12 protein-coding genes and 1 riboswitch are annotated in these 15,492 nt (G+C 37.0%); all 12 genes read right to left on the bottom strand.

Annotation, left to right across the window (positions count from 1 at the left end; genetic code table 11):
* Positions 1-44: 44 nt before the first annotated feature.
* Positions 45-1,004, bottom strand: coding sequence for an ABC transporter permease (locus tag BAQ44_RS07840; RefSeq protein WP_071721406.1), 960 nt, complete (start codon positions 1,002-1,004; stop codon positions 45-47).
* Entirely contained in the window at positions 1,005-2,063 is a 1,059-nt protein-coding gene (locus BAQ44_RS07835; RefSeq protein ID WP_001085261.1) for an ABC transporter permease, read from the bottom strand.
* Positions 2,056-3,588 (bottom strand): ABC transporter ATP-binding protein, encoded by a 1,533-nt coding sequence (locus tag BAQ44_RS07830; RefSeq protein ID WP_071721404.1) that lies wholly within the window; start codon positions 3,586-3,588, stop codon positions 2,056-2,058. Before BAQ44_RS07830 ends, BAQ44_RS07835 begins: the two co-directional genes overlap by 8 nt.
* 118 nt (positions 3,589-3,706) lie before the next feature.
* Positions 3,707-4,783 carry a BMP family lipoprotein gene (locus BAQ44_RS07825; protein ID WP_063260403.1) on the bottom strand — a complete coding sequence of 359 codons (1,077 nt, stop codon included), beginning with the start codon at positions 4,781-4,783 and terminating at the stop codon, positions 3,707-3,709.
* Positions 4,784-4,875: 92 nt separating this feature from the next.
* Positions 4,876-5,601, bottom strand: a complete 726-nt coding sequence (locus BAQ44_RS07820; protein WP_061678186.1) for a GntR family transcriptional regulator — start codon at positions 5,599-5,601, stop codon at positions 4,876-4,878.
* Positions 5,602-5,834: 233 nt separating this feature from the next.
* Positions 5,835-5,936, bottom strand: a riboswitch (purine riboswitch).
* 203 nt (positions 5,937-6,139) lie between these two features.
* Positions 6,140-8,524 carry a DNA translocase FtsK gene (locus BAQ44_RS07815; protein ID WP_071721401.1) on the bottom strand — a complete coding sequence of 795 codons (2,385 nt, stop codon included), beginning with the start codon at positions 8,522-8,524 and terminating at the stop codon, positions 6,140-6,142.
* 212 nt (positions 8,525-8,736) lie between these two features.
* Positions 8,737-8,940 carry a YlzJ-like family protein gene (locus BAQ44_RS07810; protein WP_000605027.1) on the bottom strand — a complete coding sequence of 68 codons (204 nt, stop codon included), beginning with the start codon at positions 8,938-8,940 and terminating at the stop codon, positions 8,737-8,739.
* The gene (gene tepA / locus BAQ44_RS07805; protein ID WP_071721399.1) at positions 8,937-9,686 is read right to left on the bottom strand and encodes a translocation-enhancing protein TepA; all 750 of its coding nucleotides are present in this window, start codon (positions 9,684-9,686) and stop codon (positions 8,937-8,939) included. Before tepA ends, BAQ44_RS07810 begins: the two co-directional genes overlap by 4 nt.
* Before the next feature lie 104 nt (positions 9,687-9,790).
* Positions 9,791-11,461 (bottom strand): ribonuclease J, encoded by a 1,671-nt coding sequence (locus tag BAQ44_RS07800; RefSeq protein WP_000823086.1) that lies wholly within the window; start codon positions 11,459-11,461, stop codon positions 9,791-9,793.
* Positions 11,462-12,211: 750 nt separating this feature from the next.
* A complete protein-coding gene (gene dapA, locus BAQ44_RS07790) occupies positions 12,212-13,090 on the bottom strand; it encodes a 4-hydroxy-tetrahydrodipicolinate synthase (RefSeq protein ID WP_061678190.1) in 879 nt (292 codons plus the stop codon).
* Between the two features lie 11 nt (positions 13,091-13,101).
* On the bottom strand, positions 13,102-14,334 hold the full coding sequence (dapG, locus tag BAQ44_RS07785) for an aspartate kinase (protein WP_063260407.1): 1,233 nt from the start codon (positions 14,332-14,334) through the stop codon (positions 13,102-13,104).
* A 23-nt stretch (positions 14,335-14,357) separates the two neighbouring features.
* Positions 14,358-15,404, bottom strand: coding sequence for an aspartate-semialdehyde dehydrogenase (gene asd, locus BAQ44_RS07780; RefSeq protein WP_061678191.1), 1,047 nt, complete (start codon positions 15,402-15,404; stop codon positions 14,358-14,360).
* Positions 15,405-15,492: the final 88 nt, after the last annotated feature.

Raw genomic sequence — 15,492 nt, 5'->3', positions numbered from 1 at the left:
TCTATGTAAAAAAGCCCGCACTAATGTGCGAGCTTTTTTTATACTTATCGTTTTCCTTTTTCATAAGGTGTTCCTAATGCTTTCGGAGCTTCAGAACGACCTACAAAACCAACAAGTGCTAATATTGTAAATACATACGGTAATATCGTTAATAAAACACTCGGAATTTGATCTAACACAGGAATTGTTCCACCTGTTACACTTAACGATTGTGCAAAACCAAAGAATAGCGCTGCACCTAATGCACCTAGTGGATTCCACTTCCCAAAGATCATAGCAGCTAACGCTAAGAAACCTTGTCCAGTAATAGTTGCCCCTGAGAAGTTATTAGAAATTGACATCGCAAAAATTGCTCCACCAATTCCAGCAAACACACCTGATATACAAACACCAATATAGCGCATTTTATATACGTTAATCCCCATCGTATCAGCTGCCATTGGATGCTCACCAACCGCACGAAGACGCAGACCGAACGGTGTTTTATAAATAACATACCAAACAACGAATGCTAAAATAATAGCAATATACGACGTTATCGGTACGTTCGAGAAGAATATCTTCCCTAAAACCGGAATATCCGAAAGGCCTGGAATATCAATCTTTTCAATACGGTACTGAATAAAGTCAGTCTGTCCTTTATCAAAAATCTTCTTAATTGCAAATACCGTTAATCCAAGAGATAAGAAGTTAATCGCTACACCACTTACAACTTGATCCGCTCGGAATGTAATAGATGCTACCGCATGAAGTAATGCAAATAATCCACTACCAATTGCCGCAAATAATAACGCAATCCACGGAGTCATCGTTCCCCAAGTATCACCCATTAATAAGTTTGTAACAACTCCAATACATGCACCAAATAGCATTAGTCCTTCTAACCCTATATTTACAACACCTGACCGTTCACTAAATACACCACCTAGTGCTGTAAAAATTATAGGTGCTGATGTATATAACGTACCCGTCACAAGAATGGCTAATATATCTAAAAAGCTCATTTATTTCCCCTCCTTGCTCATGCGTGTAAGCGCCCATCTTAACACATAACTACATGCAACAAAGAAGATGATACATGCAATAATCACATTAATAAGCTCTGATGGTACATCTGCCTCAAAGTTCATTTGAGGGGAAGCACTTTTCAAACCACCAAATAATAAAGCTGAAAGGATAATACCAAACGGATTATTCCCCCCAAGTAAGGCTACGGCAATCCCGTCAAATCCTACTCCTGTAAACGAAGACATTGCTGTCATACTTTGGAATGTTCCTAACCCTTCCATCGCTCCACCAATCCCCGCAAATGCACCAGCAATTGTCATAGAGAATACTACATTGCGAGAAACCTTCATACCAGCATATTGGGAAGCATGTTGATTAAATCCTACCGACTTTAATTCATACCCTAAAGTTGTTCGATCTAATAAGAACCACATTAAAATAGCTATTAAAATTGCTACAACAATTCCCCAGTGAAGGCGCGAACCATCAGTGATGGCAGCAAGCCAGTCTGAAGATAATGACGCACTCGCTTTGATGTCGTACGTTTTATCATTACCCTCATGCAAGAAACGCTTAATAATGTCATATGTTACGTATAACGCAATATAGTTCATCATAATTGTTACAATAACTTCATTAACTTGAAATTTCCCCTTTAAATACCCAGGGATGAAACCCCAAATTCCACCTACCAATGCTGCAAATAAAATAGATAACGGAATGTGAAGAACAGCTGGTAGCGAAACTGCATAACCGAACCAAACTGCTGCAAGCCAACCAACTAGTAATTGACCCTCTACCCCGATATTAAATAAACCTGTACGAAATGCAAACGCCACTGATAAGCCGGCAAGAATAAGCGGGATCATTGTACGAAGCGTTTCACCTATTGCACTTGGGCTACCGAACATTCCTGTCCAAAGTGCACTATAACCAACAATCGGATCATAGCCACTAACTAGCATTACAATTGCTCCGACAAGTAAGCCGAAAATAACGGATAGTACTGGGACTAAAATATTTATCGTTCGTTCTGTTAAAAGTTTTTTAGCCATTTGTACCCACCTGCTCCTTCTTTGTTCCTCCAGCCATTAACAATCCAAGCTGTTGTTCATTCGTTTCTTTCGCATCAACAATTGCTACAATTTCCCCTTCATAAATAACAGCAATTCGGTCACTAACATTTAAGATTTCATCTAACTCTAAAGATAAAAGTAATACACCTTTTCCTTTATCCCTCTGCTCTATTAATCTCTTATGAATAAATTCAATTGCTCCTACATCTAAACCACGTGTTGGCTGTGCCGCAATTAATAAATCTGGATCACGGTCTACTTCACGTGCAATAATTGCTTTTTGTTGATTCCCCCCAGATAAAGCGCGCGCTAACGTTTGCTCACTAGGTGTACGTACATCAAACTGTTCAATAAGTGCCTTTGCTTTTTCTGTAATTTTACTAAAATTTAAAATCCCTTTCTTTGAAAACGGATTTTTATAGTACGTTTGCAGAACTATATTATCTCTAACAGAAAAATCAAGAACAAGGCCGTGTTTATGACGATCTTCCGGAATATGACCAATTCCTTCTTCTGTTATCCTTCTAACAGGCCAATTTGTTATTTCTTTTCCTTTAATTGCAATAGAACCTGACTCAACTTTTCGTAAACCAGTAATTGCTTCTATCAATTCACTTTGTCCGTTTCCATCAATCCCTGCAATTCCAACAATTTCCCCCGCACGAACAGTTAAGTCAAGGCCTTTTACAGCAGGTAGTTGACGTGCATCGTGAACAACAAGATTTGCAATTGAAAGTACCTCTTCTTTTGGCTTCGCGTCTATTTTTTCTGTTTTAAAATTCACTTGACGTCCGACCATTAATTCTGCAAGTTTATTTTCATCCGTATTTGCAACGTCAACCGTTCCAATCCCTTTTCCTTTACGAATAATCGTACAACGATCGCAAACTTCCATAATTTCTTTCAACTTATGTGTAATAAGAACAATAGATTTTCCTTCTTGTACAAGCTTCTTCATAATTTGAATTAGCTCATGAATTTCTTGCGGTGTTAACACAGCTGTCGGTTCATCAAATATTAAAATTTCTGCACCACGGTAAAGTGTTTTTAAAATCTCTACACGCTGCTGCATACCAACTGAAATATCCTGTATTTTCGCATATGGATCTACAGCTAATCCGTATTGTTCAGACAGTTTTTGAATTTCTTTAGCAGCTTCCTCAACAGCAATTTTCCCTTTTTTCTTCGGTTCATTTCCGAGAATAATATTCTCTGTAACTGTAAAATTATGAACAAGCATAAAGTGCTGATGAACCATTCCAATACCAAGGTCATTTGCCACATTTGGATTGGTAATGTTTACAGACTTTCCTTTAATTTTAATTTCACCTTGTTCCGGTTGATACAAACCAAATAGTACATTCATCAATGTGGATTTCCCTGCACCATTTTCTCCAAGTAAAGCATGTATTTCTCCCTGCTTTACTTGCAGCGTAATATCATCATTCGCTACAATGCCTGGGAATACTTTCGTAATGTTATTCATCTCAATTACGTATTCCATTGTGTTCCTCCTTTTAACAGGGAACATTCCCCTATTACACTATTAACTTATTAAGCAATTTGGAAGTTTTATACATACAAAGGTTAGTTCTATGAACTAACCTTTGCTATTTCTCTATTTATTTTTTTAGAGAAGCTTCATATTCTTTATACTCTTTATCTGTAGCTGGTACTTTAATTTCACCATCTGTAATTTTCTTTTCAAGCTCTTCTACTTTTGTTAAAATTTCAGGGTTAACTTTTTTCACGTTGTCAGTTGTTTTTGCTATACCAACACCGTCATCTTTTAAGCCAAACGCTTCTACTTTACCGCCTTTTAATTTACCATCTTTCGCTTCTTGTGCTACTTTTTCAACAGCGATATCTACACGTTTTACCATTGAAGTTAATGTTACATTTTCAGGCATACCTTCTTGGTTTTGGTCACGGTCAACACCGATTACCCAAACATTTTCACCTTTTTTCTTACGGTTTTTCGCTTCAGTGAATACGCCGTTACCTGTACCACCAGCAGCATGATAAATTACATCTACACCTTGACCATACATTGCTGATGCAAGAACTGTACCTTTTTCAGGTTTATCAAATGCTTCCGCATATTCAGATACGATTTCAATGTTTGGATTTACTGCCTTTGCACCGGCTTTAAATCCATTTTCGAATTTACTAATTAAATCACTCTTCATTCCACCAACAAATCCTACTTTATTCGATTTTGTTGACATAGCTGCTACCGCACCCACAAGGAATGATCCTTCATGATCTTTAAATGTAATGCTTGTTACGTTTGGTGCATCTACAACAGTATCAACGATTGCGAATTGTTGTTTTGGAGACTCTTTTGCAACTTCTTTAATTGCACCTTCTAATTTATAACCGATTCCGAAAGATAAATCATACTTATCTTTTGAGAATTTCTTTAAGTTCGGAATATAATCTGCTTCTTTTTCAGACTGTAGGTAACGATAATTTGTTTTTTCCTTTAATCCATTATCTTTACCAAACTTTTTCAAACCTTCCCAAGAAGATTGGTTGAATGATTTATCATCAACGCCCCCAACATCTGTTACCATACCAACTTTGAATTCTTTATCTTCTTTCTTGTCACTGCTCGCCTTATCCGAGTTACCACATGCACCTAAAACCGTGCTTGCTGCTAATGTTAATGATAATAAAAGACCTGTTTTTTTCTTCATACTAGAAACCCCTCCTGAAATTATATATCTCTCTTTATTCTTACGCTGCTGTCCCTAACTTCTTGCTGTCACCTCCCTAAAATGGAACTTACCTACATACGTTTTCTTAATACGTGGAAGCTAAACTTGTCAGCTCTAAAGTAATTGATAGAATATAAGATTGGCTCATCATTTTGATCATAGTGCATTTGTTTTAAAACTAGCAGTGCTGTTTCTGGTTCACATTCTAAAATCGGTGAGATTTTCGGATGATAGCCAATTGGCTCAATGTGTGCAACCGCGTATGTGATACGTTTATGCGTATTGTTATGTATCACTGTAAGCAATGATTCTTCGTTGTATCCCGATAAATCCGGCAAGATTTCTTTTGCAAGTTTATCGATACAATATACAACAGGTTCCCCATCTGCTGTACGCACACGCTCAATCATTACTGCATTAAAACCATCGTCACTATTAAACTTCTCTTTTTCTTCTTCTGTTAAACTTGTTGTAGATGATGATAAAAAGATAGTTCCTGGTGTTTTCCCCACACTAGAAATCATATCTGTAATGCTGGAAAGTTGTTCAATCCCAGAAGAAAATAACGGCTTTGCATTTACAAATGTCCCTACACCATGTCTACGAATGACAACATTTTCTTCTTCTAAAATACGCAGCGCTTCCCTTAAAGTCGCCCTACTTACACCAAGTTCTTTCGCTAAATCAAACTCTGATGGTAACTTCTGTCTTTCTTTGTAAGCTCCATCTTTAATTTTTTCTTTGATGTGATCAATCACCCGTAAATATAGGTGACGACTATCGGATTTTACTGACATAAGACTCCCCCGCATTTCAATTATTCGACCTCTGATGTAAGACTTCTTTTCTCTTTTTTCAACTTACAACATAATAAAAATTGCTAAACACTAAAAATAAACTTAATTGTCGAATAAATATTAATAATTTTTTAAGATAAAATTTTCACTCTTTACTGCATAAAAAAAACTTTGCACCATAAACATTCCTCATTTCGAGAAAAAGTTCGGCACAAAGATCTCTTACATCCTTTGTTACACACTTTTCCCCTCATAGTCCAGCAATTCATGGTTGCCAGGTAGAAACTTATGGACCTTATCTCCAAGATTATATGAGGCAGTGATTCTTTTCGAAGTAATCTTACCACTTGCTCTCATACGTGTCAACAAAATTTAACATTTTTCTACATTAAATATCGAACATTCACCAAAAACATATTCAAAGCATTCGTATTCTAAAGAACCCCTTCCAATGTAAGCCCTTTCTTAATCACTGAATATAGTATATAACAAAACCAGTATATAAAAAAGCCTAATTGTAAAAACAATTAGGCTTTTTTTATGAACTTTTTTCTTGTACATCATTAATGAGCACTTCTCGTGGTTTACTACCTTCATACGGACCTACTACACCATTCATTTCCATTGCATCAATTAAACGGGCAGCTCGCGTATAACCTACCCTAAACCTACGTTGCAACATAGAAACAGATGCTGTTTGCATTTCCACTACGAGTTGAACTGCTTCATCATATAATTCATCTTCTACTTCCTGCTTCGTATCAGGAACATCTTGCGGAATCATATCTTCTTGATATTGCGCTTTTTGCTGACCAATAACATATTCTACAACTCTCTCAACTTCATCATCTGATAAAAACGCACCTTGTACACGTACAGGCTTCGATGCACCGATTGGTATAAACAGCATATCTCCACGACCTAGTAGTTTCTCTGCACCACCACCGTCAAGAATTGTACGAGAATCTGTTTGAGAAGATACAGCGAATGCAATACGTGATGGAATATTCGCTTTAATAACTCCCGTAATAACATCAACTGAAGGACGTTGCGTTGCAATAATTAAATGAATACCAGCCGCACGGGCCATTTGCGCTAGACGCATAATTGCATCCTCTACATCCGATGAAGCAACCATCATTAAATCTGCTAACTCGTCCACAATGACTACAATATAAGGTAATTCCGGTTGTTTCGCTTCCGATTGACTATTATGTTCTTTTATATAGTCGTTATACCCTTCGATATTACGCGTGCCACTATGAGCAAACAACTCATAACGACGCTCCATCTCACTCACAACTTTTTTCAAAGCTTGCGATGCTTTTTTCGGATCAGTTACAACTGGTGTTAATAAGTGTGGAACACCGTTATATACATTTAACTCTACCATTTTCGGGTCAATCATCATTAACTTTACTTCATGTGGTTTTGCACGCATTAAAATACTAACAATAATACCGTTAATACATACACTTTTCCCGCTACCCGTCGCACCGGCTACTAGTAAATGGGGCATTTTATTTAAGCGGGCTAATACAGCTTCACCTGTAATATCTCGTCCAAGACCAATTAACAACTTCTCTTCTGGATGATTATTAGCCTTAGAATCAAGGACTTCTCGAAGTGTTACCATAGAAACTTCTGAGTTCGGAACTTCAATCCCTACAGCTGATTTCCCGGGAATTGGTGCCTCGATACGAATGTCTTTCGCAGCTAAAGCAAGTGCTAAATCGTCACTTAAACTAACGATTTTGCTTACCTTTACTCCCATATCAGGATATACTTCATATTTTGTGACTGCAGGACCTCTATGTACTTTTGTTACTTTCGCTTTCACTCCAAAGCTTTGGAATGTACGTTCTAATTTACGAGCATTCTCATAAATTTCCGCATTTTCATTTGTAACTTGCTTATTCTTTGGAAATTTCAATATATCAAGTGCAGGAAGCTTGTAATCTTTATTTTCTACATTTGAAAATTGCATAGGAGGCGCTTGTGTTTCACTCTCTAGCGATTCAACGATTTTTTCTCCACGCTTTTTCTTAGATTCTTCAACAGGCGGAGCCTCTTCAATAGACGGTGAAGTGATCAACTCTGCTTCCTGTATTTCGCCAATTCGTTTATCCTCTTCTTCATTTACTGGATAATTCTCAGTGAAATTCGAAATAATGGGAGGATCGATTGAGATTTCTTCCATCGGCTCAATAATTTCTTCTTGTTCTGCAGCACGTTTGCTCCTTGTGCTTCTCGTTGTTTTTTTCTTTTCTGTTTGTTCAGCCGTTCTTTTGGATCTCCAATCTTTATAATCCCCTTGCATTACCTCAAATTGACTTCTAAGGATTCTTCCTACAGGGGCAAGTACTTCCCCAATATGCTTATTTGTTATACAAAGTATGCCTAGAATCACTAAAATAATTCCAATAATATAGGCTCCTACTTCATCAAATAAGAAGTAACATGTCGCGAACATAAGCGCGCCAAACATACCACCGCCTAAATGAACGCTATCTGGACCCTTTTTCATTTCAAGAAAGAAGTTATCTTTCGTACTCACAATAACAGAAGTATTTTGCACTGCTCCATCTTTCGTAAGTAGGTTAAATAATGTAATATGACTAAACATTAATATCGCCAATACTATTAAATAAAAACCGATTAACCGTTTATTTAAAAGGTTCGGCCATCCACGTTTGATAACAAACGAAACCGATAAAGCTATTACACCTAACACACCAATTATGTACCACTCACCAAAGAAGAAGCGAAAAAATAACACAAACGATTTTCCTACAACGCCTAGCTGTAAAATCGTAATGATTGAAAGTGCAAAAAGAGTTAAACCGACGATTTCATAATATAAAGTTGGCTTTATCGCGCGTCTTGCTTTTGCTTTCGTCCCTCTTTGCTTTTGTTTTGCCATTTCTTCACCTCGTGTTCTACATGTAAATAGAGCTTCCTGAAAAAAGCTCTACTTATATGTCTGTTTTCTCTATTTTTTCAGGTCTTATATCTTCTATTTTTACACTTCTTGTAAATTGTTAAATAAACAGAAGAAAGCAGCCCTCTCATGGCTGCTCAACCGTCTTGTTTTTTATATTATACCATAGCTTCTAAACAAAATCCTTCTTTTTGCTAAAAGGTTATTTTCTGACCAGGCTCAAACTCTAAGTAGTGAAGCGGATCCGTACTTAGCACACGTACAATAGAATAATACCCATGTTCTTCTTCAGAAACCATTAACTCAACACCGTTTATATTTACAACTTTTTGACTTTCACATTGCGAATAATCGGCTGGATAGACAAGTTGCTCCGGCATAATTGTATATAAAATCATTGCAACATTGTCCCTTCTGCACAATCATCCCCGCGTGCATCTATTAATTCGTTCAATTTTCGAATCGCATTTCCGATACCACCGACATCATCTATAAGACCATATTTCACTGCATCTCCGCCAATTACATTCGTTCCAATATCTCGCGTCAAATTCCCTTTCGCAAACATAAGCTCTTTAAAACGATCTTCCGTTACTTTCGAATGCTTCGTCACAAATCGTATGACTCTTTCTTGCATTTTATCTAAATACTCAAATGTTTGCGGCACACCTATAACAAGACCTGTTAGACGAATAGGATGAATTGTCATCGTCGCAGTTTCCGCAATAAATGAATAGTCCGTAGAGACAGCAATCGGTACACCGATAGAATGTCCTCCGCCCAGAACAAGTGATACTGTTGGCTTTGAAAGCGAAGCGACCATTTCAGAAATTGCTAGCCCAGCTTCAACATCACCACCAACCGTGTTTAATATTAAAAGTAAACCTTCAATTTTCGGATTTTGTTCTATCGCAACAATTTGCGGAATGATATGCTCATATTTCGTTGTTTTATTTTGCGGCGGCAACTGAACATGACCTTCCACCTGTCCAATGATTGTTAAACAATGAATACGCGATTCATTCATTTGTGGTACATTCGTTTGTCCAAGCTGTTGTATTTTTTCCACTATTGAAGCTTCTTTTCCAGTTTCTTTCGGCTCAGCCTCTTTCTCTTCATTTGTATAACGATCACGTTCTGTCATATCGCATCCCCTTTCACTCGTATATCACTATTATTTCTTAAGTTATAAATTTCATTCGATAGAGTTTAAAAAGAAAAAAAGATCACCCGTAAAGGTGACCTTTTTTAAACTTCCATAATAATCGGTAAAATCATAGGTTTTCTCTTTGTCTCTTCGTACAAGAATTGTCCTAATAATTCACGAATATTTTGTTTTAACATAGACCATTCAATTGAATATTCTTTAATTGATTGCTCAACAATCATACGTACAATCTCTGTAGAGCGGTCAATTAACGCTTCTGATTCACGTACATACACAAAACCACGTGAAATGATTTCTGGGCCAGAAACAATTTTCTTTTCATCCTTACCAAGTGTTACAACAACTACTAATATTCCATCTTGAGATAACATTTTTCTATCTCGAAGAACGATATTACCAACGTCACCTACACCTAATCCATCAATTAATACATTGCCCGCTTGCACTTTACCAACTAAGTTCGCTTCATCGTCACCAAAACCGATTACATCGCCTTTTTCTACGATAAAGATATTTTCTCTTGCAATACCTACATCTTCAGCTAAATATGCATGTGCTTTTTGCATACGGAACTCACCATGTACGGGTACAAAATATTTCGGTTTCATTAAATTTAACATTAATTTTAATTCTTCTTGGCTACCATGACCTGAAACGTGAACTTTTCTTTCACCGTAATAAACAACTTCAGCTCCCGCTCTAAATAACAAGTCGATAATTTTTGATACAGATATTTCATTACCCGGAATTGGAGAAGCCGCAATAATAACCGTATCACCTTTACGAATTGAAATTTGTTTATGAGCTTGCTTCGCCATTCTAGAAAGGGCCGCCATCGGTTCACCTTGGCTACCTGTCGTTAAAATAGCTACCTTTTTCTCTGGGAAATTGTCTACTTCTTGTAGTGAAATAACCATACCTTCTGGAACATCTAAATAACCAAGACGTCTTGCGATATCTACTACTTTCACCATACTACGTCCTACAACCGCTACTTTTCGTCCTGTTTCAGCAGCTGCATCAAATACTTGTTGAATACGATGTACATTCGATGCAAATGAAGCAACGATAATACGTCCTTCTGCGCCGTAGAACACTTTAGAAATTTCTACACCAACTTCTTTTTCAGAACCTGTATAGCCTGGACGCTCAGCATTTGTACTATCAGATAATAAGCACAGTACGCCTTCGTTTCCAATTTGCGCCATTTTCCCAAGATCTGCTCCACTATTTCCAATTGGAGTTTGATCGAATTTAAAGTCTCCTGTATATACAATCGCACCTTTTGATGTATGGAAACAAACACCAACAGAATCTGGAATACTATGTGTCGTTCCAAAGAATGACACCGTTGTAGTATTAAACTCTACTGTTGAATTTGAATCGATTGTTTTTAAGTCTACACGGCCTAACATACCCGCTTCGCCAAGTTTTTCTTGTATAAGTCCTACTGTTAATTTCGTTGCATACACTGGAATAGATAATTTACGAAGTACGTAAACAATACCACCGATATGATCTTCATGACCGTGAGTAATAAATAAACCTTTTACTCGCTCTTGGTTTTCCACTAAATATGTAATATCAGGAATAACGATATCAATTCCAAACATTTCATCTCCCGGGAACATTAACCCTGCATCTACAATAAAGATTTCAGAATCAATTTCAACACAGTACATGTTTTTCCCGATTTCACCTACTCCACCAAGAGCAAATACTTTAACAGACTCATTCTCTTTTCTCTTCATGTTGTTGCCTGGTTTAAAAATCTTTCAAACACTGATTTCACTAAAATTGCAGAGACACCAGGGGAAACTCTACAACCACCATATATTCACCGTCCAAGACGAATGTCCTTACCGTTATGCGATATCATGTCCTTGTTTATTTTTTAAACCAGGTTTCACCTCTCTTTCATTATATAAATCAAATATCTTATTCGATATGATATGAAAATGTAATCAAATTATAATTTTTTACCAATTTTGCTAAGCATACCCGTACTAAGCTACTTAGCCATATTATACCTGATACAAGAAATAGAACACAAGTTAAATCGTGCGAAAGAATAGGTAAAAGAACGGAATTATAACAAAAGTATCGAACGTATTTCCTTTATATTTACTTCGATTTTATACTCCATATTATTTTGAAGAAATAGCCATACATACGCTAAATTCATTTCATAATATGGATTTTCAAGACTTATTTTTCTAGAATTGAACAAAAACACTTACAAAATGGAGTTTTTTTATGAATTACGTCACATCTGAGGGGATTTCTCTAAAAAACAGAAGCGGTGGTTTATTATGTTTATTCTAAAATAACTATGATTTTTTGATCCTTTTAAAGGGGTACGATTATTTTCTTATACACATTGCAATACATAATGAAAAAGCGGTTAATAATCTTATAAGTATTCATGTAGGTAAGAAAAGAACGGCAAAGATTTTCTTACCAATAAAAAATGACCCAGTTCTACACTAGGTCATTTTTTATTAACGAGGGATAGATTGCATAACAGATTGTAACGTTACTCTTTCTTCTTCTGTTAACGGAAGAAGTGGTAAACGTACAGAACCTACGTCTAATCCAACCATTTGTAACGCTGTTTTTACTGGCGTTGGGCTTGGCGCCATAAATAATGAATCCGTTACTCTTACAAGTAATTGATGTAATTTTTGCGCCTTCTTGAATTCTCCTGCTTGGAATGCTGCAATCATTTCTTGCATTTCATTTCCAATCACATGAGATGCTACAGAAACGATACCTTTCGCTCCAACTGCCATAGCTGGTAACGTTAAACCATCATCACCGCTGTATACTGCAAAGTCGTCCGCTGTTTTTTCAATGATTTCTGTCATTGTTAACACATCGCCGCCTGCATCTTTAATCGCAACAATGTTTTCTATTTCTGATAAACGAACAACTGTATCAACGGAGATTTGTACAATAGATCGTCCTGGAACGTTATATAGCATAACCGGAAGCGGCGTACTTTCAGCAATTACTTTAAAGTGCTGATACATTCCTTCTTGACTCGGTTTGTTATAATACGGTGCTACTAGCATTACTGCATCAACACCAACTTCTGTTGCCTTTTTAGTTAAGTCAATAGAAGCATGCGTATTATTACTACCTGTTCCAGCGATTACGGGCACCCTTTTATCGACAACAGATACGACATGGCGATATAACGCTACTTTTTCTTCTGAAGTTAATGTAGGAGATTCGCCTGTCGTTCCTCCTACCACGATTGCTGTTGTACCGTTATCTATTAAATAATTTACCAATTTCGTTGTCTTTGCAAAATCGATATTTCCGTTTTTATCAAACGGAGTTACCATCGCGGTTGCAATTGTCCCAAAATCTATCATGGTCTCACTCCTTATTGTTCCAGTTGCTTTTCTTTTGAAAGCTCAAACGCACTATGTAATGCATTTACAGCCTCCACTAAATCAGTTTCTTTTACAAGAACCCAAATTGTCGTATGGCTATCTGCCGATTGCAGAATTTGAATACCTTTTTCCGCTAAAGCTGTAACGATTTTCGCAGTAACCCCTGGGTAGCCTGCCATTCCAGCTCCTACAATAGATACTTTTGCACAATGCTCTGTCACAATTGGCTCATATCCAAGGTTTTTTAATAATTCAACTGCACGACTTGATACACTATCACTCACCGTATAAGCTACCCCAGTAGGTGAAATGTTAATTAAATCGACACTGATTCCTTCATTCGCCATTTCTTTAAACACATGCTGTTGTAAATCATATGCTGTTTCTTTTGCCAGCACTTTAATTTGCGTCACATTTGATACATGAGCGATACCTGTAACAGGACGTTCTTCTACATCACGGCCTTTTGTCGCACCGTCCGATGCTGAAATAAGCGTACCTTCACTATCAGAATACGTAGAACGTACACGAAGTGGTACTTTCGCATGCATCGCAATTTCAACTGCACGTGGATGAACGACTTTTGCACCTTGATATGCCATGTTACAAATTTCATTGTATGTTACCGTTTGAAGATGACGTGCATCTTTTACAATACGAGGATCCGCAGTCATAACACCTTCTACATCTGTAAAGATATCAATAAATTCAGCATGAAGCGCAACACCTAATGCAGAAGCTGAAGTATCGCTACCTCCGCGTCCCAGTGTTGTCGTATCACCTTTTTTCGTTTGTCCTTGGAATCCTGTAACGACGATTACATCTACATTTTCTAGCTCTTCATGTATACGATCGCAGTTCATTTCAATAATCTTAGCATTTGTAAAATCATCATTTGTTACAAAACCAGCTTGTGCACCATTTAATGCCGCTGCTTTTATACCGCTCTCATTTAACATGTTAGAGAAAACGATTGCTGAGATTAATTCTCCGCATGATAATAATAAATCTTGCTCACGATTAGAAATGTGAGATTCCTCTTGATTTACAAGACTTAACAAAGTATCAGTTGCATATGGTTCACCTTTACGGCCCATAGCAGAGACGACAGTAACTACTTTATAACCCGCATCTAGCGATTTTTTTATATGATGAAGCGCATGCTTACGTCCATTTTCATCACGTACGGATGTGCCACCAAATTTTTGAACAATAATTTTCATATTTTGCACCTTCTCTTAGCCGTTTACACTAATTGTAATTTTACTAAGCGCTCTGCAATTTGAACAGAATTCCATGCAGCGCCTTTTAATAAGTTATCAGATACGACCCAAAGATGGAATCCTTTATCGTTATTTAAATCTTTACGGATTCTTCCAACGAATACTTCGTTTTTACCTACTGCAGTAGCTGGCATTGGATATAATTGCTCTTCTGGGTTATCTTGCAGAACAATACCTTCTGCATTCGCAAGTAAGTTTTTGAATTCCTCTACTGTTACACCTTCTTTTTCTACTTCGATGTAAACAGACTCAGAGTGACCTGATACAACTGGTAAACGTACACATGTTGCCGCTACTTCTAATTCAGGCATATGCATAATTTTTTTCGTTTCATTAATCATTTTCATTTCTTCAAACGTAAATCCATTATCTTGGAATTTATCAATCTGTGGAATCGCGTTGAAAGCAATTTGGAAATGTTTCTTATCACCTGATACAGGTAAAACATTTGCCTTCACTTCTTCGCCATTTAAGATTGCTTGTGATTGTTCATGAAGTTCTTCAATCGCTGCCGCACCAGCACCTGATACAGCTTGATATGTGGAAACGATTACTCGTTTTAAACCATATTGCTGACGAACTGGCTCAAGAGCTACTACCATTTGAATTGTAGAACAGTTTGGATTTGCAATAATACCATTATGTTCTTTTAAGTCGTTTTCATTTACTTCAGGTACAACAAGTGGCACGTTTTCTGTCATACGGAATGCACTTGTATTATCAACAACAATCGCACCGCGCTTTGCTGCTTCTGGCGCTAATTGTTTTGATACAGATCCACCAGCACTAAATAGTGCAATATCTACTCCTTCAAAACTTTCAGGAGTTGCCTCTTGAACTGTAAATTCTTCGCCTTTAAATACAAGTTTCTTACCTGCAGATCGTTTAGATGAAAGTAACGTTAACTTCCCGATTGGAAATTCTCGTTTCTCTAAAGTATTTAACATTTGTTCACCAACTGCGCCGGTTGCTCCAACTACAGCGACATGAAAAGTTTTTTGCTTTTCCATCACTATGCCCCTTTCTAGATACCAATCCTTCTATAACTTAGAATTAGAAGGAGTATACAATACCCCTTCTAATCTTAATAACGTTAAT

This window comes from Bacillus mobilis (assembly GCF_001884045.1).
Classification (GTDB): Bacteria; Bacillota; Bacilli; order Bacillales; family Bacillaceae_G; genus Bacillus_A; species Bacillus_A mobilis.
This window is presented reverse-complemented; position numbering and strand designations above follow the sequence as displayed.

Excerpts from the sequence above, each read along its gene's own strand:
- tepA (WP_071721399.1), bottom strand. The coding sequence starts at position 9,686 with ATGACAGAACGTGATCGTTATACAAATGAAGAGAAAGAGGCTGAGCCG.
- BAQ44_RS07825 (WP_063260403.1), bottom strand. The coding sequence starts at position 4,783 with ATGAAGAAAAAAACAGGTCTTTTATTATCATTAACATTAGCAGCAAGC.
- BAQ44_RS07810 (WP_000605027.1), bottom strand. The coding sequence starts at position 8,940 with ATGATTTTATATACAATTATGCCGGAGCAACTTGTCTATCCAGCCGAT.
- BAQ44_RS07815 (WP_071721401.1), bottom strand. The coding sequence starts at position 8,524 with ATGGCAAAACAAAAGCAAAGAGGGACGAAAGCAAAAGCAAGACGCGCG.
- dapA (WP_061678190.1), bottom strand. The coding sequence starts at position 13,090 with ATGATAGATTTTGGGACAATTGCAACCGCGATGGTAACTCCGTTTGAT.
- asd (WP_061678191.1), bottom strand. The coding sequence starts at position 15,404 with ATGGAAAAGCAAAAAACTTTTCATGTCGCTGTAGTTGGAGCAACCGGC.
- BAQ44_RS07840 (WP_071721406.1), bottom strand. The coding sequence starts at position 1,004 with ATGAGCTTTTTAGATATATTAGCCATTCTTGTGACGGGTACGTTATAT.
- dapG (WP_063260407.1), bottom strand. The coding sequence starts at position 14,334 with ATGAAAATTATTGTTCAAAAATTTGGTGGCACATCCGTACGTGATGAA.
- BAQ44_RS07800 (WP_000823086.1), bottom strand. The coding sequence starts at position 11,461 with ATGAAGAGAAAAGAGAATGAGTCTGTTAAAGTATTTGCTCTTGGTGGA.
- BAQ44_RS07830 (WP_071721404.1), bottom strand. The coding sequence starts at position 3,588 with ATGGAATACGTAATTGAGATGAATAACATTACGAAAGTATTCCCAGGC.
- BAQ44_RS07835 (WP_001085261.1), bottom strand. The coding sequence starts at position 2,063 with ATGGCTAAAAAACTTTTAACAGAACGAACGATAAATATTTTAGTCCCA.
- BAQ44_RS07820 (WP_061678186.1), bottom strand. The coding sequence starts at position 5,601 with ATGTCAGTAAAATCCGATAGTCGTCACCTATATTTACGGGTGATTGAT.